Raw genomic sequence first — 23,513 nt, forward strand, 5'->3', positions numbered from 1 at the left:
TAGACTGTCGCCGCTAATGTGTGGGGTATAGGTGGCGGAGTTTGGTGCGGGCGTCATCGGTGGTGAAGTGCCAGTTGACTTGGCGCTGGTTGGCGTTGACGGCTGTCTGCCAGGCGTCGAGTTCGGTGTTCAGGACGTCGAGGGTGTCGATGCGGCGGTCGAGGCATTGGCGGGTCAGGGCGGCGAGTTCGATTTCGGCGATGTTGAGCCAGGAGCCGTGTTTGGGGGTGTGGTGGATCTCGAGTCGTTGCGCGAGTGCGAACGCGACGGCCGGGTCGAAGGCCTCGTAGAGCGAGGAGATGTCGTGGGTGTTGAGGTTGTCCATGACCAGCACGACCCGTTCGGCGTCGGGGTAGTCGAGGGTGAGCAGGCGCCTGACGTGGTGTGCCCAGTCGATCCTGGTGCGCCGTGGGGTGGCCTGGACGCGGCGCCAGCCGGCGAGTGGCTCGACCCAGCAGAAGATCGAGCAGGTTCCGTGGCGCACGTACTCGGAGTCCTCGCGCCGGTCACGCCCTGGCGTGGCGGGGATCGGGTCGCGGGCGTGGGCCAACAGCTGGTAGGGCTTCTCGTCCATGCACACCACGGGCACGCCCGGGTTGTGGGGCCGGGCGTAGACCGCCAGAACGTCTTCCATCCGCGCGGCGAACTGCGCGTTCGCCCTCGGTGGGATGGTCCAGCACTTCCTCAGATGAGGACGCAACCTCGTTTTTTTAAGACCCGGCCGATGGTGGAATGGTCCAGGTCCGGGATGTCGGCGACCAGCGCGACGTGCTTTTCCAACAGCCGCAGCGACCAGCGTGCATAACCAGCCGGTGGCTGCGAGCATGCCAGCGCGATCAGTCTGGCCTCAACCTCGCCGGTCACCGGGGAAGGCACCGGGGGAAGCTCCCGTGCCTTCCGACCGATCGTGGCCCCCACATCCCCACCGGTCTCGGTGAACCGCTTCGCGACCAGCCGCAGCGTCTCACCCGAGACCCCGACCCGGACCACGAGTTCTTCTTGGGAGGCAACCGGGCCGACCGAGGTGTCCAACGCGAGCAGGACCCGCGCCCGCCGGATCATCGACGCCGGATGAACCCCCGTCGAGGTCACCCGAACCAACTCGTCACGATCAGCCTCGGTCAAGGTGACCGGCCACTTCTTCTGCGAACCCACGACACAGTCCTGACCGGCAGAGGGACGGGGAGACCTGCCAGACCCAACCCTCTCACCCAGACACAAGACACACCAGAACTAAGCAGCGACAGTCTACTAGTCGGGCGATGTGGCAGAGCCTGGGCCCGCCCGGGCATCTGTGGCAGAGCCCGGTCAGGGCCGGCTGTCTGTGGCGGGACCTGGTCAGGCGGGGGCGTCGGCGCACCGGTGGGGCTGGCCCGCCGTGGTGGGATCCGCCGTCGCGGTGGCCGCGGGCAGGCGACGGGCTGCGGTCACCGTCGGATCGGGAGCCGGCGTCTGCGGGCCGCGGGCCCGCAGGTACAGCAGCGCGCACACGATGAAGCCGCCACCGGCGGCCAGCACCATGACAGGCGACCGCCCGGTGGGCGGCAGCGTGATCGCCGCCAGTGCCGCGGCAGCCACATAGGCCACGTTGAACAACAGATCGTAGAGGGAGAAGGCGCGGCCCCGGTAGGCGTCCTCGGTCTGTTCCTGGACGATCGTGTCCACACAGATCTTGCTCGCCTGGGTGGCGAACCCGATCGGGACCGACCCGGCGATCAGCAGCGGTGACGAGAACGGCAGGCACAGGGCGATTTCGATGATCCCGGCGGCGAGCAGCACCAGGCTGATCCAGACCTGCTTGCTGACCAGCCGGGTCACCCGCGGGGTGACGAGCGCGGCCGCGACCGTGCCCGCCCCGCTGGCCGTCACCAGCAGCGCGAGGCCGCCGAGGCCGCCATCCGCGCCGGTGAAGTAGTTGCGGTAGAGCAGGATGGCCATCACCGTCGTCAGGCCGTACGCCGCCCTCGAGCCGGTCAGCGTGGCGAGCGCATACCGGGCCGGGCGCCGCCGCCACAGGTGGCCGGCGCCGGCCGCCAGCTCCACGACCACCTGCCGGGCCTCCCGCAGCAGTCCCTGCCCGGGTGGGGAGTGCAGTGGCCCGAACTCGTACCGGCCGGCGCGGCCGGCGGTGCCCGCAGCGGCCAGGTAGACCACCGCGGCGAGCGCGGCGACCAGGGCGACGCCCGCGTCGTCGCCGCCGATCAGCCCCCGTATTCCGCTGCCGATCCCGGCGCCGACCAGCGTCATGACCGTCCCGGACGTCACCGACAGGGCGTTCGCCGTGACCAGCCGCCCGGTCGGGACGACAACGGGCAGTCCCGCGGACAGCGCCGCGAGCACGAGACGGTTCACGCTGAACACCGCGAGCGCGCTCGTGTAGAAGTCGACGCCGTTGTGGCCGGCCGCGATGAGCAGGACGAGCAGGACAAGCAGCACCGCCCGGGCCAGCGCGCACAGCACCAGCACCCGCTGCCGGGAGATCCGGTCGAGCACGATCCCGGCGAACGGGCCGATGACACTGAACGGCAGCACCACGATCGCCAGCGATGCCGCGAGCGCCGTGGCCGACGTCGCCCGTTCCGGGGAGAACAGCACGTAGCTGACCAGGCTCGCCTGGAACACGCCGTCGGCGGCCTGCGAGGTCAGGCGGGCGGCATAGAGCCGCCGGAATCCCGTCAGCCCGAGGAGCTGTCGCAGATCTCCGGCCCGCGCCACACCCCTGAGCCTACGGACCCACGCCCCGCCAGGGCGCGGGGCTCACCCGATGTCACGCCCTCGATGCCCTCGATGCCACGCCCGGGACTCACCAGGCCCGTGGCCCCGCCCGCCCCGGCGCAGCCGCGCGAGACACACGCGCCCCCTGCCATGGATGGTGGCGGCTCCTACCCGTGCCCGCCCCCGCGGCCCTGTAGCCGCTCCGAGCCGTAGGTGAAAACCGTTGTTCCCGCAGCGGCAGCCACCTACGGCTTCCGCCGCTGTAGGTGGTTTCCGCTGCGATGACAGCGGTTTCTGCCTACGGCCGAGCAGGGCCGGGCGCCGGGCCGGGCTGGGCGCCAGGGTTGGGGCCGGCCTCGACTGCGGGGCCAGCTTCGGAAGCGGAGGCAGAGGCGGAGACGGAGACGGGGGCCGGGGACTCGCCGGGGATGGGGACGTTGTTCGCGCGGGCCCAGCGGAACAGCTCCGCCTCGGCCGCCGCACGCCCGACCAGGCCCGCCTCGAAGCGGAAGTCGAGCATGTGCGCCCGGGCCTGCCCCACCAGCCGGCCGGGGGTCAGGCCCAGCAGCGCCATGATGTCGTCTCCGGACAGCTCCGGACGGATCGCGGCGATCTCCTCCTGCTCGGCCAGCCGGGCGATCCGCTCCTCCAGCGCGTCGTACGTGGCGGCCAGCATCTCGGCCTTGCGCCGGTTGCGCGTCGTGCAGTCCGAGCGGACGAGCTTGTGCAGCCTGGACAGCTGCGGCCCGGCGTCGTGGACGTACCGGCGCACCGCCGCGTCCGTCCACTCCCCGCGCCCGTAGCCGTGGAAGCGCAGGTGCAGGAACACCAGCAGGGTGATCGCGTCCGCGACGTCCTTGGGGAAGCGCAGCGCGGCCAGGCGCTTACGGGTCATGTCGCGCCCGACCACCTCGTGATGGTGGAAGGAGACACCGCCGCCGGGGGCGTGCCGGCGGGTCCGCGGTTTGCCGATGTCGTGCAGCAGGGCGGCCCAGCGCAGCACCTCGTCCGGGCCGCCGCTGGGCGGCGGGTCCTTCAGGGCGTCCGGGCCGCCGCTGGGCGGCGGGTCCTCCAGGGCGATGGCCTGGCGCAGCACGGTCAGGGTGTGGGCGTAGACGTCCTTGTGCTGGTGGTGCTCGTCGATCTCCATCCGCAGCGCGGGCAGTTCGGGCAGGACGATGTCGGCGACGCCGACGTCCACCAGTCGGGTCAGCCCGGCGACGGGGTCGGCCGCGACCATGAGTTTGCGCAGTTCGTCCCGGATGCGTTCAACAGAGACGATCTTCAGCCGGGGTGTCCGCGAACGCATCGCCGCGACCAGTTCGGGCACCGGGACCAGGCCGAGCTGGGCTTCGAAGCGGGCGGCGCGCAGGATGCGCAGCGGGTCGTCGTCGAAGGACGCCTCCGGGGAGCCGGGTGTGCGCAGCACCTTGCGGGCGAGATCGCCCAGGCCGCCGAAGAGGTCGATGAACTCGTGGCCGGGCACGGACACCGCCATGGCGTTGACGGTGAAGTCACGGCGGACGAGATCACCCTCGAGGGTGTCACCATAGGCAACCGTCGGGTTGCGTGAGGTGCGGTCGTACGCCTCGGTCCGGTAGGTGGTGACCTCGAAACGCACCCCGGAGCGGACCAGCCCGACGGTGCCGAACGCGATTCCCGCCTCCCATACCCCGTCCGCCCAGGCGCGGGCGATGTCCAGAATCTGTTCGGGGCGGGCGTCCGTGGCGAAGTCGAGGTCGGCGTCGGACGGGCCGGAACGGCCGAGCAGGGCGTCCCGGACGGACCCGCCGACCAGATACAGGCTGTAGCCGGCGTCAGCGAAGACCCGTCCAAGAGCGTCTGCCGCGGGCGGAACCTTGAGCAGGGCGCTTACCGCCCGCTCCGCGGAGTCACGTGGATTGTCCAAGCAGATCACCGACACCGCCCCAGGGTATAGGCGGCCAGGGCGCGAACGCCCACGGTTACTGAGCACCTGTGCTGAGCATCTGAGTACGGATGGCCGAGGTTGTCGAGCCGAGCTCCCGGGTACGGGCGACCCGGGTGTGAACCCCGCTCATGGCCGCGCCGGCCTCGCCCGACGCGGGGTCAGCGCGGTCATGGTGCGGTGGGCGCCGAGGGGTACGAGCGTCCGGGTCATAAGCGGTCCGGGCATGGCGGGGCCGCGGCGTGCACCGTTCGGTATCGGGGCCGCCGCCAGCGGGCGGGGTACGGGCGCATGCTGGGAGAAGTGGCGCGCAAGGCTCGTACGATCAGCCCATGGCCCCGTTCCCGGCATCCCCTCGGCGGCGGTTGCGCCAGGTGGAGGAGACTTCGGCGGGTGGGCTGGTATTGGACGACCATTCGAAAATGGCCAATGCGGCACTGATAGCACGTCGTGACCGACATGGCCGTCTGCTGTGGTCGTTACCGAAGGGCCACGTCGAGAACGGGGAGACAGCGGAACAGACGGCGGTCCGGGAGGTGGCGGAGGAGACTGGTGTGACCGGACGGGTACTCGGTCAGCTCGGGATGATCGACTTCTGGTTCGTCGCCGGACGGACGCGCGTGCACAAGACCGTCCACCACTATCTCCTGCTCCGCACGACCGGGGAGCTCTCGGACGTCGATGTCGAGGTCACCGAGGTTGCCTGGGTGCCGCTGGCCGAGGTTCCGCGCCGGCTCGCCTATGCGGACGAACGCAGCCTTCTGCGCCGGGTGCCGGCCATTCTCACGGACAGCGTGTGACAGCCGGCCAGGCGCGTTCGGCGGCGCGGCGCACCGCTGTGGTCGCCGTAATCATGCTGTCAGTGACATTTTTGCTGCTGAGCACGACGACGGCCCGCGCCCGGGCCGACCCGTCATCCACAGGTTCCACAGATGTATCCACAGGTTCGTCCACAGACCCCGCTGGACCTGTGGATCTGGCCGGGCCCACGAGCTCGGCCAGGCGCGTGGGCCCGGCGACCGCCACGGGCCGCGCTGCTCCACAACCGTGGCCGCGGCCCACCGAGGTGGTCCGGTCCGCCCAGTCCGCCGGGACGGTCCAGTCCACCGACCAGTCCATCACGGCGGTCCGGTCCGCCACGGCCGTGACCACCGGTGCCGCCCGGCCGGTCCGGGTGGCGCTCGACAGGCTGCCCACCGTCGCCGGGCCACAGCTGCCGCTGACCGTAACCGGTCATCTGGAGCTCACCGGCGCCGAGCAGATCTCCGGCGTGGAGATACGGGCCGAGCTGGCTCGCCCGGTATCCAGCCGCAAGGAGCTGGCGGACCTGCGTGAGAACCCGGCCGCCCCGGCCGGGCTGAACTATCCGACCACGGTGCTGTCCGAACCGGTGGCGAGCAGGCTCGTGCCAGGAGGGCTCCCGGCCACGTTCACCGTGGGCGCGCGGCTGACGGGGCTGGGCCTGCCGACCGCGCTGCGGATCTACCCGTTGCGTTTCACCGCCTCCGGCGTCGTCAACGGCCAGCGCCAGGTCGTCGGGACGACCTACTCCTTCCTGATCTGGGCTCCGGCCACGGTGACCGCCCCCACCCCGGTCTCGGTCGTGCTGCCGCTGGCGGAGGTGCCGCGGCTGCGTGCCGACGGCCGGCTCACCGACGACGACCTGACCGAACTGGTGGCTCCCGGCGGCCGGCTGAACCGGCTGCTGAGCGCTGTCGCGCCGGTCAACGGCCGGCCGGCGCCACCCGTCGCCCTCGCGGTCGACCCGCTCCTCGTCCAGACGCTTCAGATCATCTCCAGCGGTCCGTACGAGGTGGCCACGCCGTCCGGTCCCAGCCCCCGACGGGCGGACCGGGACGCCGAGGCCTTCCTGGCAAAGCTGAAGGCGTTCGCGGACGCCGGCGGCACGATCTTCGCCCTGCCCTACGGCGACGTCGACGTGGTGGCGCTGACCCGCGCCCAGGAGTTCCACAGCATCCTGGTGGCGCTGCTGACCGGCCGGACCGTCGTCGCGAACGTGATCGGCCGCGACCCGGACGCGACGATCGCCTACCCCGGTGACGGGCTCATCGACGCCCCCACCCTCGACCTGCTGCGCCGCATGGGCATCACGACCGTGATCGCGGACTCCCGCCTGCTGCCACCGAAGGACCCGGAGAAGACCTACACCCCCGCGAGCGCCACCGGGATCCCGACATCCGGCGGCGTCGCACGGGTGCTGGCCGCCGACCAGCAGCTCGGAGAGCTGGCGGCCGGTCCCGCCGGTCCCGTCAGCGAGACCGATCTGCCGACCCAGGCGGAGTCGTTCCAGAACCTCCTGGCCGAGACAGCGATGATCACCGCTGAGCGGCCGGGGCTGGCCCGCCCCCAGACGATCGCGCTGCCGCGTTACTGGGACCCGCCGGCCGGCTGGGCGCAGACGGTCGTGGGCGGCCTGTCCACGCCGTTCTCCCGACCGGTCGCGCTGCCGTCGACGCCGGCGGCACAGGCTGCCTCCGCGGAAACGGGCTCGGCGGGAAGCGGCTCCGCGGCGCAGGCCGTCCCGGCCGACGAGCGTGGCCGGCTGACCTACCCCGCCTGGGCTCGCGCGGCCGAGCTGCCGATCTCCCGGGTGATCGCCGCCGAGGACCTGCGCAGCCAGATCCACGCGCTGCGGTCCGTCCTGTGCCCGCCGGACTCGGGCGCCGCCGGCGTGCGCAACTGCGCCGCCGCGGGCATCGACGCGATGGAGAACACGCTCACGTCGTCCGAATCGGTGGCCTGGCGAACGGGCGCCGCCGGCACGGACGGCACCGACGAGCTGGGTACGGGTGTTGCCGGCGCGGTGCGGGCGCTGCGGGACGGCATCCGGGTGGTCGCCTCCCGCAGTGTGTCACTGACCGGCAAACACGGGACGGTCCCGGTCACACTCGAGAACAACACCGAGGCCGTCATCAACGTGGTGCTCTCGCTGTCCTCGAGCGACCGAGCCCGGCTACGATCGGCGACCCAGGTTAAACTCACGGTGCCACCTTTGCAGAAGGTGCAGGTGGAGATCGAGGTCGATGCCGAAGGTGCCGGTACGTTCCCCGTCGATGTCACCATCATCACCCCGGCCGGCAAGCCGCTGTCAGCCGCGCCGCCAGTGCGGATCCTGGTGAAGTCCACGGTCTTCGGCGTGATAGCGGTGGCGATAACGGGAGGGGCCCTGGCGGTTCTGGTGTTCGCGGTGCTGGTCCGGCTGGTCCGCCGGTTGCGGACGTTGCGCGGCCGGACATCCACCGGAGCGTCCGCGCGAGCCGAACCGGCCCCGCCGGGCGGTGGGTCCACCCTGGCCGAGCCACCGGAGGCGGCCGGGCCGCAGAGGCTGCCCGGGGCAGCCGGAGTGTTCGGGCTGTCCGGGGGGTCCGGACCGTCCGGGCCGCCCGTGTCCGCTGTTCCGGACGGTCCGGGTCCCCATGAACGCGAAGGCGTGCCCAATGCCGCCTCCGCTGACGGCCGGCGCACCGACGTCCCCTCGGAGGACGACGGCCTGGCGTGGTTGCTGCGCGCCGGTCACGCCTCCGGTGGCCGGGGAAGACAACGGTGACGGCCGGCGCTGGCGACGGGACCAGGAACGGCGGGAGCCACAAGCCGCCAGCCCGCCACCGCCGTCGCTCCGGCTTCGACCCGGCCGGGCCGACAAAGCCGATGGTGGGGCCGGTCGGCGTACCGTCACCCGCCCCCACCCCGGATGCCGTGCGGCGGCCGGCCCCGCCACCCGGCGGCGGCCGAGGCCACCCACCGCCCCACCGGCCGCAGGAGCCGCCCCACTGGCCGGAAGAAAGGCGGGGGCGGCCGGCGGAGCCACGGCCACCGGCGGATCGGGGACGGCCCGCGGGTGGCCGGGCCGGGAAGGCTCCCGGGGGCAGGGCGATGACCCTCGGCCGGGCCAGTGGCACCATGGCGATCGGTACGGTCGCCTCCCGGGCGTCGGGGTTCCTGCGGACGGTGGCGATCGCCGCGGCGATCGGCACCGGCGCGGTCGGGGACGCCTACAACGTCGCCAACACCACCCCGAACATCCTCTACGACCTGCTGCTCGGCGGGGTGCTGTCCAGCGTGATCGTGCCGGTGCTGGTCCGGGCGGTCAGGGAGGACGAGGACGAGGGCGAGGCGTTCGCGTCCTCGCTGCTCACCCTGGTGGTGTTGGGGCTCGGTGTCATCGTGGTGGTCGCGACGATGGCCGCCCCGGCCATCGTGGGCGTCTACCTGGCCGCCGGCGGCGCCGAGCAGGATCTCGCCGTGACGTTCCTGCGGTGGTTCCTTCCGCAGGTGGTCTTCTACGGGCTGGGCGCCACGATCGGGGCGATCCTCAACGTCCGCCAGTCGTTCGCCGCGCCGATGTTCACGCCGGTGCTCAACAACCTGATCGTGATCGCGACCTGCGTGGCGTTCATCTTCGTGCCCGGGCCGCGCCCGCCCACGGTCGGTGGGATCAGCGACACCCAGATCACCGTGCTGGCCGCCGGCACCACCCTCGGCGTCGTGGTCATGACGTTCGCGCTGCTGCCGTCGCTGCGGGCGGTCGGCTTCCGCTACCGGCCGCGGCTGGACCTCACCCATCCCGGGCTGCGTCAGGCGATGCGGCTGGCCGGCTGGACGCTGCTCTACGTGGCGATCAGCCAGGTCGGCTACCTGGTCATCGTGCGTCTCGCCAGCTCCACGACGGCGTACACCGTGTACACGTACGGATACCAGATCTTCCAGCTCCCCTACGCCATCGTCGCGGTGTCGGTGATCACCGCGCTGTTGCCGCGGATGAGCGCGCATGCCGCGGACAACCGTCGCGACCTGGTCCGCCAGGACCTGTCCACCGGGACGCGGCTGGCGGCGGTGGTGATCGTGCCGGCGGCGCTCGCGCTGCTGGCGCTGGGCCGCCCGATCGCGGTCGCGCTGTTCAACCACGGCGCGGTCAGCTACACCGAGGCCCTGCGCATCGGTGACACCCTGGCCGCGTTCGCCGTCGCCCTGGTGCCGTTCTCGCTGTTCCAGGTGCAGTTGCGGGTGTTCTACGCCCAGCAGGACAGCCGGACCCCCGCGCTGGTCAACATGGGAATCGTCGCCACCAACATCGCCGGCGCGGCCGCGCTGAGCGCGCTGCTGCCCGACCGGCTGCGGTCGGTGGCGCTGGCGCTGGCCTTCGCCGTGTCCTACCTGGTCGGGGTCGTGGTCTCCTCGGTCCTGCTGCGGGGCCGCCTGGGCGGTATCGACGCCGGCCGGATCGCCCGCATGCTCACCCAGGTGACCATCGCCGGCGGGCTGGGCGCGGTCGTGGCCGCGGGGGTCTGCGCCCTGGTGCGGGAGGCTCTCGGCCAGGGCTGGCTCGGTTCGGGCGTGAGCGTCGTCCTCGCCTGCGCGGTGGGGCTGCCCGTCTACCTGGTGGCCATCGTCCGGATGCGGCTGCCCGAAATGGCCGCGCTCGCCACAACCGTCCGAGGCCGATTTGGCTCACGATCGACACACTGATCCCGGCCACAACCGACACTGTGCCCGGACGCTCCCTCGCGGGCTCGTACACTGAACAGGCTGCATCCGGCTACGACAGCCGGACGCGTCGGTGATGACGGAGGCACTGTGGTCGACGGGCACAACCGACCGCCGCAGGTCGACGTCGATAATGACGTGACGAGCAGCGCGACCTGGAAGGTCGGCACCGTGGCGGCACCGGCGTCCCCCGACGCCACCGGCCCGATGGATCCCCCCGGGCCCCCCACCCTGCCGGTCAGCACCGTGCTGGACGGCAGATATCAGCTTCTGTCGGTCATGCACGCGCGTGGGCCGGTCACCCTGTGGCGCGGTGACGACCGCATCCTCGCCCGGCCCGTCGCCGTCCGCGTGGTGCAACACGCCGGCACCGGCGCGCGCGACTTCGCGGCCCTCGACCGTGCCGCCGAAATGCTGCTGTCGGCTGCCATCGGTTCCGGTCGGCTGGTGCACCCTGGCGCGGCATCGACGTACGACGCCACGTCGACCACCACCGATGTCGGCCGTGTCTCCTACGTGGTGAGCGAATGGGTGGAGGGCCGCTCCCTGCAGGCGCTGTCCGCGCAGCGGCCCCTGCGCCCGGACCAGGCCGCGACCGTCATGCTCGCCGTCGCCCGGGTGCTCGCCGCCGCCCACGAACGCGGCATCCACCACGGTGACCTACGCGCCAGCGACGTCATTGTCTCCGGCCACGGCATGGTCAAGGTCGTCGATCTCGGTACCGGCTCGGTCGTGGCGGCGCTGGAGAAGGGCGCGCACAGTCAGGCCGAGCCCTGGGCCGGCGCCGACGGCCCCGGCCGTGACGCCGAGGATGTCCGGGCCATGGGCGGCCTGCTCTACGCCGCGCTGACCGGGCACTGGCCGTTGGCCTGCGGCGACACCGTGCTCCCCCCGGCGGCCAGGACCGACGACGGCCGGGTATACTCGCCACGACAGGTCCGCGCGGACGTCCCACCGGACCTCGACGCGCTCACCCTGGCCGCGCTCGGGGACGACCGCGCCCGCCGGCCGACGATCACGTCCGCGGCCGAGTTCGCCGAGGCGCTCGAGGATCTCGCCCCCGCGGACGGCACCCTGGATCTCGGCCGGGTCCGGTTCGACGACGAGCCGTCGCTGACCCGGACCATGACCGCGGGACCCTCGACCACCGGTTACACCGTGGACGGGTTCGACGCGGACCCCTACGACCCGGCAGGCTCCTACGGCCCGCCGGGGAGCACGGCGTACCCGCCTGGCGGCACCGGCACCGGCGGCGGCTATCGCGGCGGTTACCGGGACGACCGGGGCCGCCAGGACGACGGCCGCTTCCCGACGGATCGCCCCCGCCGCGGCCGTTCCGCTCCCGCCCCCGGGGCGCCCGGCTTCCTCAGCGACCACCCGGACGAGCGGGGTGCCCGGCGATCGGGTGGCCCGCGGCCGCGCCGCAGACTGCTGCTCGTGGCCGGGCTCATCGCCACCATCGCGGTGGTCGCGGTGGCGGTGACCTCGGTCGTGCTGGCCCGCGGTACCGGCAAGAAGGCTCCGGCCGCCCCGTCCGCGGCCCCGTCCGCGACCGCCCCGGCCAGTACCGGTAAGCCGCTGCCGACCCCGAACGTGCTGGCCTTCGACCCACCGCCCGGGCAGAACGGCGAGAACGACGCGGAGGCGCCGAAGGCCATCGACGGCAACCCGTCCACCGTCTGGACGACGGAGGGGTACAACAACACCGACGGCCGGCAGTTCGGCGGGCTGAAGTCGGGGGTGGGTCTCCGGCTGGACTTTGGCCAGCCCGTCACCGTCCGCCAAATAACGATTACTTTTGGTTTTGGTCCTACCGCGTTCGAGCTGCGTGCCGGTGACGCCGCCGTGAACGACGCCAACGCCTACAGCGTGGTCCTCCCCGAAACCGTCGCCACCAGCACGACCGTGTCCGTCCCGGCGACGACCGCTCACCGGTACTGGGTTGTCTGGCTGACCAGGTTGCCGACGGTGGATGACGGCCGGTTCAAAGGCGCTGTCGCGGACGTCTCCTTCCGCTCCTGACCAGCGGGAAGAACGCTCCGGCCTGGCCTCGCAGCCCCGTGACCCCCGCCCAGCCGCCCGCCCCTGGCAACGGCGCGCCGGACGGCGCGACCGACGAGACCGCGGCCGGCGCCGGCACCATCACCCCGGCTCCGGCCGCGCTTACCCCAGCTGGGCCAGCCAACGCGGTGAACCCAGCCAACGCGGTGAACCCAGCGAATGCGGTAAGCGCGGCGACCGCCCCGGTGACGCCGGCGGAGCGCGACCGGGAACTGCTCCGCCGACATGTCGACGGGGACCCGGACGCCTTCACCGAGCTGGTACGGGGGCCCACAGCGGCCGCGCGTGGACGGTGGCCCTGGGCATGCTGCGGGACCGGGAGGACGCCGCTGACGCCGTTCAGGAGGCGATGCTGTCGGCCTACCGCGGTGCCGCGGCCTTCCGCGGCGAGGCATCGGTGTCCACCTGGCTGCACCGCATCGTCGTCAACGCCTGTCTGGACCGGCTGCGCCGGCGCGCGGCCCGCCCACAGGTCCCGCTGCTCACCGGTGGCGATGGTGACGGCGGTCATGGCCACGGTGGCGGTCGTGGCGGCGACGAGCCGGCCGAGCCGCGTGACGCCATCGTCGAAGGTGAGACGCGGCTGGCCGTCGAATCCGCGCTCCGCCGGCTTCCGGAACCGCTGCGGCTGGCGGTGATACTCGTCGACATCCAGGGCTGGTCGGTCGCGGACGCGTCCAGGCTGCTCGCGGTCCCGGTGGGCACGGTGAAAAGCCGCTGCGCGCGGGGGCGCTCGAAGCTGGCTGTAATGCTCGACTACCTGCGTCCCGGGAACCCTGCGCCGCTCGATTCCGTCAGTCAGAGCAGGCACGTCAATACGCCTGGAGCGGTCGGAGGAGGTGTCGGCGATGACCACTGATCGGCATCCGGATGTGGAGCACCTCGATGCCTACGCCGGTGGGGACCTTTCGGCGTCCGCCGTGGAACTCCACGTCCACGGCTGCCCGCAGTGCGGCGAAACCGTGGCGGCGCTGCGTCGGGTGCGCCACGACCTCGCCGCGCTGGCCTCGGTGACCATGCCGGAGGACGTCGCGACCAGGCTGTATGCCGCCCTGGTCAGCGAGCAGGAGCGGTACCGGCCGGCCGGCCTGGACGGCGGCGCCCACCCCGGCCCGGCTGAGGCGGACGGGCGCGGGCTGATGCCGCCGCGGTCGGTGCCACGCCGGCCGGTGCGCTGGCTGCGGCCACTGCGGCCATCCCGCGCACGCACCCGGTCGTATCCCGGGGCGCCGGGATGGACGCGTGGCCGGGGCCGGCCGGCCGGGCGGCCGCTGCGGGTGGGGCAGGTCCCACCGTGGCTGAGCGCGGCAGCTGCCTGCCTGACAGTAATCGTCGCGGTGGTCGGCCTTGTGGGGGCACTGGGCCGCAACACCGGGCGAAGCAGCGTCGGCGAGGCCGTCAGCCAGGCCGTGGCACCGCTGTCGGCCGACATCACCGGATCGTCCGAGGGGACGCGCCGCGCGGCGGGGGCCGACTCAAGCGGCAGCGCGGCGGCCCCGCCAGCCGCCGCCCCCGCGGCAACGGCGGCTGGCGGCGGGGAGACCACCACCGCCACGGCGGCGATATTCGCGCACACCGGGCATCTGCTCAGCATCTCCGACATCCCTCGGCACACCCTCGACCTGCTGTCCGGGCGGATCAAGGGGACGTTCCAGGCGCCGCTGCGCAACTACGGCGCCGCCCCCGCGGTGCCACCCGCCGCGGCGGCGGCCCTCATCACCGAGCTGACTCAGCCGGATCTGCGCACCTGCTATCTCAGCCTGGCGACCCAGACCGGCGGCAACATCATCGCTTTGGATCTCGTTGCCTTCGGCGGGCGGCCGGCGGTGCTGGTCGTGCTGTCCGTCCCGACCGATCCCGACAAGCTGCAAGTGATCGTTCTTGACGAGCGGTGCGGAGTGACCAACATCGCAGCCGCGATGTGGTACAGCACCACCACATCCCGGCGGTAGTCACCTGGGCCGCGGCTGCCGGATGTTGGTCGACGTGGGCGCCGCCCGCGCGGCCGGACATCCGTCGGACACGGCCCAGATCATGCCCAACCGCTGGTCATCGGTGTGCCAGTAACGATCCCCGGCCCGCCTCGGAGTAGCTCTGGCGTTGCCTCGACAACTCCGGCGCCACCGCCGGGCAGCCCCCGACGGTGGCGCCGGAGCGCCGGTCGGGCCCACTTGGTGGCGCCGCGGGAGCGCAGGCGGGCGGGCCCGGCGGCGGTACGGGAGCACAGCCGAGGGAATCGGGTGCGCAATGGGACAGTTGTGGGAGGCGCACGGCCTCACCGGCGACAGCCGGCGATCTGAAGGGACAGGTGGAAATGTGACCGCGCACAGCAGCGGGAACGAATCGCGCATCCCGGACGCCCGGGATCCCGATGTCCGAGATGTCATCATCATCGGATCCGGTCCGGCCGGCTACACCGCGGCGATATACACGGCGCGCGCGAACCTGCGCCCGCTGGTCTTCGAGGGTGCGGTATCGGCCGGCGGCGCGCTGATGACCACGACCGAGGTGGAGAACTTCCCCGGTTTCCCCGAGGGTGTCCAGGGCCCCGACCTCATGGACGGCATCCGCCGGCAGGCCGAGCGCTTCGGCGCGGAACTGCTCGCCGAGGACGTCACCGCGGTCGACCTGCGGGCCGACCCGAAGATCGTAACTGTCGAGGACCAGACCTACCGCGCCCACACTGTGATCATCGCCACCGGCTCGGCGTACCGCCGGCTGGGCCTGCCGGACGAGGAGCGGCTGCTGGGACGCGGGGTGTCCGCGTGCGCGACCTGTGACGGCTTCTTCTTCCGGGACCAGGACATCCTCGTCGTCGGCGGCGGTGACTCCGCGCTGGAGGAGGCGACGTTCCTGACCCGCTTCGGCCGGTCCGTCACCGTCATCCACCGGCGGGACCGGCTGCGGGCAAGCGCGATCATGCAGCAGCGCGCGTTCGCCAACGACAAGATTCGGTTCCGCTGGAACGCCGAGGTCGTGGCGATCCTCGGCGAGGAGCGGGTCACCGGCGTCCAGGTCCGCGACACCGTGACCGGCGAGACCAGCGAGATAGCCGCCAGCGGGCTGTTCGTCGCCATCGGCCACGAGCCACGCACCGAGCTCGTCCGCGGCCAGCTCGACCTGGACGCCGCTGGTTACGTCGCGGTCGAGCATCCGTCCACCCGCACCAACCTGCCCGGTGTGTTCGCCTGCGGCGACGTCGTGGACCACATCTACCGGCAGGCCATCACGGCGGCCGGCACCGGGTGCGCCGCGGCGCTGGACGCCGAACGCCATCTGGCTGCCCGTGAGGGCGAAGCCGGCCGGCCGCCCCGGGCGCCCGCCGAGGCTGTCGCCGGGGCGGCCGCGTCCTGACCGCCCCGCCAACAAATCGATCATGCCTGTGCTGACCGGGTGCGGCTCCGGTCGCAGCGTCCCAGGCCAGCACAACCGTCCACGCGGCGTCCATCGATGACGATCGGCCCAGCGGCGGCAACCGGAAGCATCGACAACAACCAGGAGGAGATCACTATGGCAGGAGCCACCCAGCCCGTCACCGACAACAGCTTCACCGAGGAGGTACTGAAGAGCAAGGTGCCTGTCCTGGTCGACTTCTGGGCGGAGTGGTGCGGGCCCTGCAGGCTGGTCGCCCCGGTCCTCGAGGAGATCGCCGCCGAGCACGGTGACAAGCTGCGGGTCGTCAAGCTCAACATCGACGAGAACCCGCAGACCGCTCGGCAGTACCAGATACTGTCCATCCCCACCCTGGCCGTGTTCGTCAACGGCGAGGTGGACAAGAGCATCGTCGGCGCGAAGCCGAAGGCCGCCCTGCTGCGGGATCTCTCCGCGTACATCTGAGGCGCCCGCGGACGACGCCCACTCGAAAGGGGCGCGCCCGTGGCCTCCGCGTCCCACCACACCTGTGGCCTGTCTGGATCGGTCCGCTGATCCAGACAGGCCACAGGTGTGAAAGAAACACGACCGCGCCGCCCCTGCCCGTCAGGAGCCGCACAGGCCGAACAGCCGACAGCACGAGAAAATCCACCGCCGCCACCCGGCTGCCCCACGACCACGGCGGTGGCGGCAGGACGAGCCGCTAGCCTGTGTCTCCGTGACCCGTCCGCGAGCAGGTTCGAGTGGTAACCGCAGGATCAAACTCCTGCGTCTCGGCGACCGCGACCCCTCGGTCGCCGAGATACGCGCCGCGCTGATCTCCCTGTCGTTCCTGCCGGCCGCGCCGCACCAGCAGGAAGCCCCCGCGGCCGGCCGGCCGCGGCCGAGCGGGACGGATCTGCCGCACCCGGCCGCCCCGCCAGGCACCGGGCTGCCGGACGGCGGACCACGAAGCGGCACACGGGCGGGGGCACCCGACACGCCGATGCCGGCGGCAGCCCGCTTCGACGCCGCCCGCGAACTCGATGCCGCCCTGGAGTTCGACGCCGCCCTGGACCGGGCCGTCCGGGCGTTCCAGCAGAGCCGGGGACTGTCCGCGGACGGCATCGTCGGCCCGGACACCTTCCGCGCCCTGGAGGAGGCCCGTCGCAAACTGGGCGACCGGTTGCTCTTCTACAGCGTCAACCACCCCTTCATCGGGGATGACGTGGCGTCGCTGCAGGAACGGCTGTCGAACATGGGGTTCGACGTGGGACGGACGGACGGCATCTTCGGCCCGCGGACCGAGGCGGCGCTCAGGGACTTCCAGTACAACCGCGCGCTGGAGCCCGACGGCCGGTGCGGGCCGCTGACGCTGCGGGAGCTGAAGAAGCTCGAGCGCACCGTCGTCGGTGGCCGCCCGGACGTGCTGCGGGAGTCGGTGCGGCTGCTCCAGCGGGGCCCGTCTCTGCTCGGTGTCGTGGTCGCGGTCGACCCCGGCCACGGCGGGAACGACCCTGGAGTCACCGTCGGCGACCTGTGCGAGCGCGATCTCATCGCCGATCTCGCCGCCCGGCTGGAGGCCCGGCTGCTGGCCTCCGGTCTGGAGGCCTACCTCCTGCACGGCCCGCACGAGTCCCCGGACGACGTCGAACGGGCGCACCGCGCGAACGAGATCGGCGCGGACCTGCTGGTGTCGCTGCACCTGGACGCGGGGAAGTCACCCCAGGCCCAGGGGGTGTCGTCCTACTACTTCGGCAACGCCCGGGGCTCGTCCGCCGTGGGCGAACGTCTTGCCACGCTCGTCCAGAAGGAGCTGGTGTCCCGCACGGACCTGGTCAACTGCCGGACCCACGCCAAGACGTGGGAGCTGCTCCGGTGGACGAGGATGCCGGCGATCCGGACGGATCTGGGATATCTGACGAACCCGCACGACGCCGCCGCGCTGGGGTCGCCGGAGTTCCGGGACACGGTCGCCGAGGCCATCCTCGCCGCGGTGCAGCGGCTGTTCCTGCCGCCGGATCTCGACCCACCGACCGGCCAGCTGCGGGTCCCGACCCTCGCCTCTCGCCGCCCCCGCTGACCGGGAGCCTGCCGCCAGGGGCCTCCCCGGTCCCCGGACGTTCTGGAGGGCATGGAGGCCTTTCCCCTCGCCGGTCCGCCCCATCCGGTGCCGTCCGGACGGCCCGGCGTCGTTAGGACCGTCCCGCGCCGTCCCGCGCTGTTAGGACAGGCCGGCGGACGACGGAACGGCCCGCTCGCGCCGGGGGATGCGTCGGCGGGACGGACGGCGCAACCACGGGAATCGGAAGAACAGGAGCGGCCGAGGCCATCGGAAGACGGCCGGACGGCCGAGGTCAGCTCGCAGGGACGGTCCCGGCGACGCTTCCGACCTGACGCAGCATCCCTTCGGGCGCCATCGACCCGAGCAGCCGTTCCAGGGCCACCTCGACGTCCTCCCGCCAGCTCACGGTGTTCTTGACCTCGAGCCGCAGCCGTGGCCACCGATGGTGGGGCCGCACGGTCTTGAAGCCGACGGCGAGCAGGTAGTCGGCGGGCACCACGCACCGGGTGCCTTCGCCCTTGAGGTCACCGAACGCCTCAATGGCGCGGAAACCACGCCGGAACACGTCCTTGGCAATCGTCTGGACGAGGATGCGCCCGAAGCCCTGCCCGGCGAAGTCCTCCATGATTTTCACGGTCATGAGCAGGACGGCGTCCGGGCTGACCGGGCTGGTCGGGAAGGCGACCGCCCGGGGCACGTACGCGGCCGGCGCGTACATCGCGAAACCGGCCGGGACGCCGTCCACATATACGATCTTTCCGCAGCTTCCCCACTCGAGGAGGGTGGAGGACACCCACGCCTCCTTCTCCAGCGCGGTGTCTCCGGCCTCCTCGGCACGGCTACGGGCGACGGGGTCGAGCTCCCAGAAGACGCATCGGCGACATCGCACCGGCAAATCGTCGATGTTGTCGAGAGTGATGTTGGCGATGCGGCGGCTCATAGCTCGACGATCCACCCGGCCCGGGTCCTGGTGGCGACGGCAACGCTGACATCTCGCACAGGGCCAGACTAGCCCGGCTGCCCGGATCCTCATCGGCCTGCCCCGGATCCGCCCAGCCGTGTCGGGCTCGGTCAGGGCGTGTCCGATGGCTGTTGGTCGATGTGGGCGGCGATCCAGGCGGACTCCCGCAAGGCGGAGGAGGAGCGCACAGCGGAGTTATGGGCGGCGGCGACACGGCGGGGGCTGTCTGGACACCGCCCGCGCGATCGATACAGCCATCAGGCACGCCCTGGTGCCGCGTCAGTCAACGCTCACCAGCACGGCCGTGTTTTTCCGGGCTTTTCCGCATCTGGGCCATATCCCGAGCGCCCGGGCGCGGGAGCGGGCCGGGGGCCGGGGGGCGATCCATGACCGCGGGCGCCCCGGCCCTGAGGGGCCTCAGGCATCCGAGGGCTCGCGCCTACGAACATGCTCATCGACGCGCACCCGCCCCGCGCTCAGCGATCAGGCGCCTGGAACATCCGGGGCCCGCGCTTCGAGCGTCCCCGCGACGGTGTTCGGTCAGCCCTCCGGGGCGGGTGAAGGCCCCGTGTGCGGCCGTGCTGTTTCACGTGGGCACGAGGTTCCACGTGAAACAGCGGCGCTTCCTCGTCTTCCTTGTCCGGGCCGGGAGCCCTCACCCGGACGAGGAAGACGAGGAAGCGGCTCCCGACGCCGTCATCACCGCGACGATCCGCTCCAGGTCCTCGACGCTCGCGAACTCGACGGTGATCTTCCCCTTGTTCCGACCCATGTCGACCTTCACCCGTGTGTCGAACTGGTCGGAGAGACGGGATGCGAGCTTGTGCAGGGCTGGCGAGGTGACCCGCGGCCGGCGGGGCGGCGTCCGCCGCGGCCCCTCCTCGCCCAGCGCGACGATCTCCTCGACGGCCCGCACGGACAGCCCCTCGGCGACGATGCGGGTGGCGAGCCGGTCCTGCGCATCGGGATCCTCCAGCGACAGCAGCGCCCGGGCGTGGCCGGCCGAGAGCACGCCGGCTGCCACCCGTCGCTGCACGGCCGGCGGCAGCCCCAGCAGTCGGATCATGTTGGTGACGTGGGAGCGGGAGCGCCCGAGCTTCCCGGCGAGTTCCTCGTGGGTGGCGCCGAAGTCGCGCAGGAGCTGCTCGTAGGCGGCCGCTTCCTCCAGCGGGTTGAGCTGTTGGCGGTGCAGGTTCTCCAGCAGGGCGTCGCGCAGCATGGCGTCGTCGGCGGTGTCTCGTACGATGGCGGGGATCTGGCTGAAGCCCGCGAGCTTGGACGCCCGCCAGCGCCGTTCGCCCATGACCAGCTCGTAGCGTCCGGGCATGATCTCGCGGACGACGATGGGCTGGAGCAGGCCGACCTCACGCAGGCTCGCGGCCAGCTCCTCCAGGGCGTCCTCGTCGAAGTGCGTCCGCGGCTGGCGGGGGTTCGGCGTCACCGAGTCGACCGGGACCTCCCGGAAGGTGGCGCCGTGGACGGGCGTCGGCCCGACCTGCAGCCCGAAACCGTCATCGATGCCCGTGCTGATCCCGCCGGTGCCCTCCGTCCCGGTCGGGATCAGTGCTCCCAGGCCGCGTCCCAGCCCACCCCGGCGCGCGGTCACACTCCCACTCCGTTCGGCTCGAAGCCCCGTTCGGCGAGTTCACGCGCGGCGGCCAGATAGGACAGTGACCCGCGGGAGGCGGGGTCGTAGGTCAGCACCGAGCGGCCGTAGCTCGGCGCCTCGGCGATCCGCACGTTACGCGGGATGGTCGTGCCCAGGACGCGGTCGCCGAAGTGCTCCTTGACCTCGTGCACGACCTGGTCCGCCAGCCGCGTCCGCGAGTCGTACATGGTCAGGATGATGGTGGACAGTCGGAGTTCCGGGTTGAGATGTGCCTGCACAAGTTCGACGTTACGCAGGAGCTGTCCGAGCCCCTCAAGCGCGTAGTACTCGCACTGGATGGGGATCAGCAGCTCCTTGGCGGCCACCAGGGCGTTGACGGTGAGCAGCCCGAGGCTCGGCGGGCAGTCCACCAGGATGTAGTCGACCTCCTGCCGCAGCCCGGCGATCGCCCGGCGCAGCCGGGTCTCCCGGGCCACCACCGACACCAGCTCGATCTCCGCGCCGGCGAGGTCGATCGTGGCCGGGGCGCAGTACAGCCCCTCGGCCTCGGACGACCTGACGACGACCTCCTCGAGCGGCCGGTCCCCGAGCAGCACCTCGTAGATGGACGGGACACCGGAACGGTGGTCGACCCCGAGAGCCGTCGATGCGTTGCCCTGTGGGTCCAGGTCGATGCAGAGGACCCGGCATCCGTGCATGGCGAGGGCCGTGGCGAGATTGACCGTGGTGGTGGTCTTCCCCACCCCGCCCTTCTGGTTCGCCACGGTGGCGATGCGCTGTCGCGTCGGCCGCGGAAACGGCCGCCGTCGTTCCATTGTCAAGGCTTCCACTGCCGCTGCTGCCGCCGCTCCGATAGGGGTGGATTGATCGTTCGTATCCAGTGACGTGTCGGCGGGCTGAACCCCGTTCCGCACCGCGCGCATGGATCTGCTGCTTCCTCCTGGCGCTGTTTCACGTGGAACGTGCGCGCCCACCTGCACGTTGCGCCTCCCGTCCTCGCCGCGTTTCACGCGTTTTCCCACTTCCCTGCCGGCGCCCAGGCTGTGGTGCGGCATGGACGGCGCGCAATACGGTGGTCGGATCAGTCACCCTTCCGACCCCGCACTTCACGACGGCCACATCACGCCAGCCCTGGGCCTCCAGCTCACCTCGCGCGATCGACAGCTCCTCGACAACGCCTGCCCCGCGCAGCGCAAGCATGACACCGCCCGGTTTCACCATTGGCAGGAGCATCGCGCCCAGCCGTTCCAGGGGCGCGAGGGCCCGTGCAAGGCAAACGTCGAACGCGTGGGTCTCCACGGTAGCGGCAGCGTCGGGCGCGCGTCCGCGAAGCACGGTGACCCGCCCCTCAAGACCGAGCCGGCCCACCGCCTCCTGAAGGAACAGACATCGGCGCTGCATCGGCTCGAGAAGGGTCACCCGCAGATCGGGACGAGCGAGGGCGAGCGGTATCCCGGGCAGGCCGGCTCCGCTGCCCACGTCCACGACGGCTGCCGCCTGATCGATCGCCTCCGCCACGACCGCGCTGTTGAGCAGATGACGCTCCCAGAGCCGGTCGGCCTCTCGAGGGCCGATCAGGCCGCGTTCGACACCAGCGGTGGCAAGGAGGTCCGCATAGACGCGGGCGAGCTCGAAACCGGCTCCGAAGACCTCGGGAGCGACGGACGGAGGATTGTACACAGGCACCATCCGACCAGCATGCTCGACAGCGGGACACAAACGGCGCAACCAGCCTTCGGCACGCTCCGGAATTCCCACCGGATCGACTGCGCCGGCCCGGCAGGCCCGAGAAGCGGCCTGGGGATCCGCTCCGGGCGGACCCGGCAGACCCGGCAGACCCGGCAGACCCGGCAGCCTGTCCCGGAGTCGGTCTGGACGAGCGCCCGAAAGAGCACGGGCCAGCGGGACGCCGGACGGCATTCGCGATCTCGCGGATTCACGACCGACAGGGATCAGGCGGCCCGGCCACCGCGCCGACGGCCAGGACACCTCCGATGCCCGCCACCCCCGGTACCCGTGAGCTGCCCCGGGCCCTGGTCCTGGGTCGCAGATCAGGCCTCCTGCCCCGGCCATCGCAGGATGACCGGGAGGTCCGGCCGCTCGTTGTCCAGCAGCACGTCAGCGACGTCCATGGGCGCGGCCAGCGTCCGGTAGAGCTCCTGCCCTGGCAGGTAGCGCCGTTCGTAGCGCTCGCGAACCGCGTCCGTCGACCCGAACAAGGCGACGTCCCGGCCCAGCCCGCGGCGCAGCGACTCCGCCGGGCTGACCCGCACGAAGACGCTGACCTCCCAGCAGGCGCGCAGTTCCTCACGCAGCAGGAAAACGCCGTCCAGCAGCAACACCGCGTTCTGTGCGGCGGTCCGCTCCGGCACGCTGCGGGCGGCATCGTACCCATGATCGAAAATGGCACTGCGAAAACGCCGGTCGCCACCCGGCCCGAGCGGGTCGATGACGAGACGTCGAAGAGCCGCATAATCGAACGAATCGAAGAAATAGCCCACCGGCGACAGCGCGCCTCTGCGACGGCGCACGGCTTCCGGGTGGTGGAAACCGTCGATGCTCACGCGCACCACCGGCCTGCCCAGGCGCGTGACGCTCCGCGCGAGCTCGTCGGCCAGCGTGGTCTTGCCCGCGGCGTCCGGCCCGTCGACGGCCACCCGGAGCACCTGGTCCGGCCGGGTGGTCACCAGCAGGTCCGTCAGGGCTTCGATCACACGCGTCCGTGTGCATCCCGCATCCGGGCCACCGGTCATGGCGAGAGACCGTATCGAGGCTGGTAACGATGAACAGCGTTGACACCGAGCGGCACACCAACACCGACCACTCGGGATCCCCTGGCAACGACCGAACGGGGAACACAGCCCACCCCGACGCGGGCCATCTGATCAGGCACCGCGTCGCTCACGGCTTCCGGGACCATGCCCAGCACCGTCCACATCCATCACCGCCCGCACCGCCGCTGCCCGCACCGCCACCACCTGCACCGTCACCGCCCGACGACACGCACTCCGAACAAAACCACCCGGGACCTGGCCCCACCTCCACCCAGGCGAACACCCACCCGCCCTGCTCGCCGTCGCACAACCGAATCATGAAAGCGAGGGAACAAGTGATTGCTGGAGCAGCCACTTCCGTACTCGTTCTTCTGGTTACGGGGCTGCCCGGCCGGTGTGCTGGCTGCTCCGGCGTGGTCTGGAGGCGCCGGGTGCCAGGTTGTGGGTGTGGGCGCCCGCAGCCGCGCCGCCGTAACGCCCTTTAATCCCCCGGTGCCCGGCGGGGCCACCCGGCGGACACCACGATCCGTCCCAGCCCCCGAAGA

At 71.8% G+C, this 23,513-nt stretch carries 18 protein-coding genes; 9 read left to right on the forward strand and 9 right to left on the reverse strand.

Going from position 1 to position 23,513, the window contains the following annotated elements:
* Positions 1-13: 13 nt before the first annotated feature.
* The 4 genes from FSYMDG_RS29060 to FSYMDG_RS22270 form a co-directional block, all read right to left on the reverse strand.
* The gene (locus FSYMDG_RS29060) at positions 14-700 is read right to left on the reverse strand and encodes an IS630 family transposase (RefSeq protein ID WP_237702726.1); all 687 of its coding nucleotides are present in this window, start codon (positions 698-700) and stop codon (positions 14-16) included.
* On the reverse strand, positions 685-1,155 hold the full coding sequence (locus FSYMDG_RS29065; protein ID WP_043602714.1) for a helix-turn-helix domain-containing protein: 471 nt from the start codon (positions 1,153-1,155) through the stop codon (positions 685-687). Before FSYMDG_RS29065 ends, FSYMDG_RS29060 begins: the two co-directional genes overlap by 16 nt.
* Before the next feature lie 183 nt (positions 1,156-1,338).
* Positions 1,339-2,715 carry an MFS transporter gene (locus tag FSYMDG_RS22265; RefSeq protein WP_013875624.1) on the reverse strand — a complete coding sequence of 459 codons (1,377 nt, stop codon included), beginning with the start codon at positions 2,713-2,715 and terminating at the stop codon, positions 1,339-1,341.
* Positions 2,716-3,013: 298 nt separating this feature from the next.
* Positions 3,014-4,633, reverse strand: coding sequence for a CCA tRNA nucleotidyltransferase (locus FSYMDG_RS22270; protein ID WP_013875625.1), 1,620 nt, complete (start codon positions 4,631-4,633; stop codon positions 3,014-3,016).
* A 341-nt stretch (positions 4,634-4,974) separates the two neighbouring features.
* Between FSYMDG_RS22270 and FSYMDG_RS22275 the strand changes: the two genes are divergently transcribed.
* From FSYMDG_RS22275 to FSYMDG_RS22315, 9 genes are all read left to right on the forward strand, one after another.
* Positions 4,975-5,442, forward strand: a complete 468-nt coding sequence (locus tag FSYMDG_RS22275) for an NUDIX hydrolase (protein WP_013875626.1) — start codon at positions 4,975-4,977, stop codon at positions 5,440-5,442.
* Between the two features lie 53 nt (positions 5,443-5,495).
* The gene (locus tag FSYMDG_RS22280; RefSeq protein ID WP_237703175.1) at positions 5,496-8,210 is read left to right on the forward strand and encodes a DUF6049 family protein; all 2,715 of its coding nucleotides are present in this window, start codon (positions 5,496-5,498) and stop codon (positions 8,208-8,210) included.
* A gap of 326 nt (positions 8,211-8,536) precedes the next feature.
* The gene (gene murJ, locus FSYMDG_RS22285; protein WP_013875628.1) at positions 8,537-10,129 is read left to right on the forward strand and encodes a murein biosynthesis integral membrane protein MurJ; all 1,593 of its coding nucleotides are present in this window, start codon (positions 8,537-8,539) and stop codon (positions 10,127-10,129) included.
* 108 nt (positions 10,130-10,237) lie between these two features.
* Positions 10,238-12,169 (forward strand): protein kinase family protein, encoded by a 1,932-nt coding sequence (locus FSYMDG_RS22290; protein ID WP_013875629.1) that lies wholly within the window; start codon positions 10,238-10,240, stop codon positions 12,167-12,169.
* Between the two features lie 343 nt (positions 12,170-12,512).
* The gene (gene sigM / locus FSYMDG_RS22295) at positions 12,513-13,067 is read left to right on the forward strand and encodes an RNA polymerase sigma factor SigM (protein ID WP_237702917.1); all 555 of its coding nucleotides are present in this window, start codon (positions 12,513-12,515) and stop codon (positions 13,065-13,067) included.
* A complete protein-coding gene (locus FSYMDG_RS22300; protein ID WP_013875630.1) occupies positions 13,057-14,160 on the forward strand; it encodes an anti-sigma factor family protein in 1,104 nt (367 codons plus the stop codon). The genes sigM and FSYMDG_RS22300 overlap by 11 nt, the downstream gene beginning before the upstream one ends.
* A 364-nt stretch (positions 14,161-14,524) precedes the next feature.
* The gene (trxB, locus tag FSYMDG_RS22305; RefSeq protein ID WP_013875631.1) at positions 14,525-15,562 is read left to right on the forward strand and encodes a thioredoxin-disulfide reductase; all 1,038 of its coding nucleotides are present in this window, start codon (positions 14,525-14,527) and stop codon (positions 15,560-15,562) included.
* A gap of 156 nt (positions 15,563-15,718) precedes the next feature.
* Positions 15,719-16,045: a thioredoxin gene (gene trxA / locus FSYMDG_RS22310; protein WP_013875632.1), complete on the forward strand. Its 327-nt coding sequence runs from the start codon at positions 15,719-15,721 to the stop codon at positions 16,043-16,045.
* Positions 16,046-16,337: 292 nt separating this feature from the next.
* Positions 16,338-17,642 carry an N-acetylmuramoyl-L-alanine amidase gene (locus FSYMDG_RS22315; RefSeq protein ID WP_043607478.1) on the forward strand — a complete coding sequence of 435 codons (1,305 nt, stop codon included), beginning with the start codon at positions 16,338-16,340 and terminating at the stop codon, positions 17,640-17,642.
* Between the two features lie 274 nt (positions 17,643-17,916).
* On the opposite strand, the gene FSYMDG_RS22320 is transcribed toward FSYMDG_RS22315, so the two are convergent.
* The 5 genes from FSYMDG_RS22320 to FSYMDG_RS22340 all read right to left on the reverse strand — a co-directional run bounded on the left by FSYMDG_RS22320 (position 17,917) and on the right by FSYMDG_RS22340 (position 22,908).
* Complete coding sequence (locus FSYMDG_RS22320; RefSeq protein WP_043604248.1) at positions 17,917-18,564, reverse strand: GNAT family N-acetyltransferase; 648 nt, start codon at positions 18,562-18,564, stop codon at positions 17,917-17,919.
* A gap of 676 nt (positions 18,565-19,240) precedes the next feature.
* A complete protein-coding gene (locus tag FSYMDG_RS22325) occupies positions 19,241-20,191 on the reverse strand; it encodes a ParB/RepB/Spo0J family partition protein (RefSeq protein ID WP_013875635.1) in 951 nt (316 codons plus the stop codon).
* Complete coding sequence (locus FSYMDG_RS22330) at positions 20,188-21,249, reverse strand: ParA family protein (protein WP_431307102.1); 1,062 nt, start codon at positions 21,247-21,249, stop codon at positions 20,188-20,190. The genes FSYMDG_RS22325 and FSYMDG_RS22330 overlap by 4 nt, the downstream gene beginning before the upstream one ends.
* Complete coding sequence (rsmG, locus tag FSYMDG_RS22335; RefSeq protein WP_013875637.1) at positions 21,146-21,883, reverse strand: 16S rRNA (guanine(527)-N(7))-methyltransferase RsmG; 738 nt, start codon at positions 21,881-21,883, stop codon at positions 21,146-21,148. Before rsmG ends, FSYMDG_RS22330 begins: the two co-directional genes overlap by 104 nt.
* A 362-nt stretch (positions 21,884-22,245) precedes the next feature.
* Positions 22,246-22,908, reverse strand: a complete 663-nt coding sequence (locus FSYMDG_RS22340; protein WP_013875638.1) for a uridine kinase — start codon at positions 22,906-22,908, stop codon at positions 22,246-22,248.
* Between the last annotated feature and the right edge of the window lie 605 nt (positions 22,909-23,513).

Origin of the sequence: Candidatus Protofrankia datiscae (assembly GCF_000177615.2) — a bacterium.
Taxonomy (GTDB): domain Bacteria; phylum Actinomycetota; class Actinomycetes; order Frankiales; family Frankiaceae; genus Protofrankia; species Protofrankia coriariae.

What these genes read in the sequence shown, in the direction of transcription:
- FSYMDG_RS22275 (WP_013875626.1), top strand. Translation starts at nt 4,975, where the DNA reads ATGGCCCCGTTCCCGGCATCCCCTCGGCGGCGGTTGCGCCAGGTGGAG.
- FSYMDG_RS22280 (WP_237703175.1), top strand. Translation starts at nt 5,496, where the DNA reads ATGCTGTCAGTGACATTTTTGCTGCTGAGCACGACGACGGCCCGCGCC.
- murJ (WP_013875628.1), top strand. Translation starts at nt 8,537, where the DNA reads ATGACCCTCGGCCGGGCCAGTGGCACCATGGCGATCGGTACGGTCGCC.
- sigM (WP_237702917.1), top strand. Translation starts at nt 12,513, where the DNA reads ATGCTGCGGGACCGGGAGGACGCCGCTGACGCCGTTCAGGAGGCGATG.
- FSYMDG_RS22300 (WP_013875630.1), top strand. Translation starts at nt 13,057, where the DNA reads ATGACCACTGATCGGCATCCGGATGTGGAGCACCTCGATGCCTACGCC.
- trxA (WP_013875632.1), top strand. Translation starts at nt 15,719, where the DNA reads ATGGCAGGAGCCACCCAGCCCGTCACCGACAACAGCTTCACCGAGGAG.
- FSYMDG_RS22320 (WP_043604248.1), bottom strand. Translation starts at nt 18,564, where the DNA reads ATGAGCCGCCGCATCGCCAACATCACTCTCGACAACATCGACGATTTG.
- FSYMDG_RS22330 (WP_431307102.1), bottom strand. Translation starts at nt 21,249, where the DNA reads ATGCCGCACCACAGCCTGGGCGCCGGCAGGGAAGTGGGAAAACGCGTG.
- rsmG (WP_013875637.1), bottom strand. Translation starts at nt 21,883, where the DNA reads ATGGTGCCTGTGTACAATCCTCCGTCCGTCGCTCCCGAGGTCTTCGGA.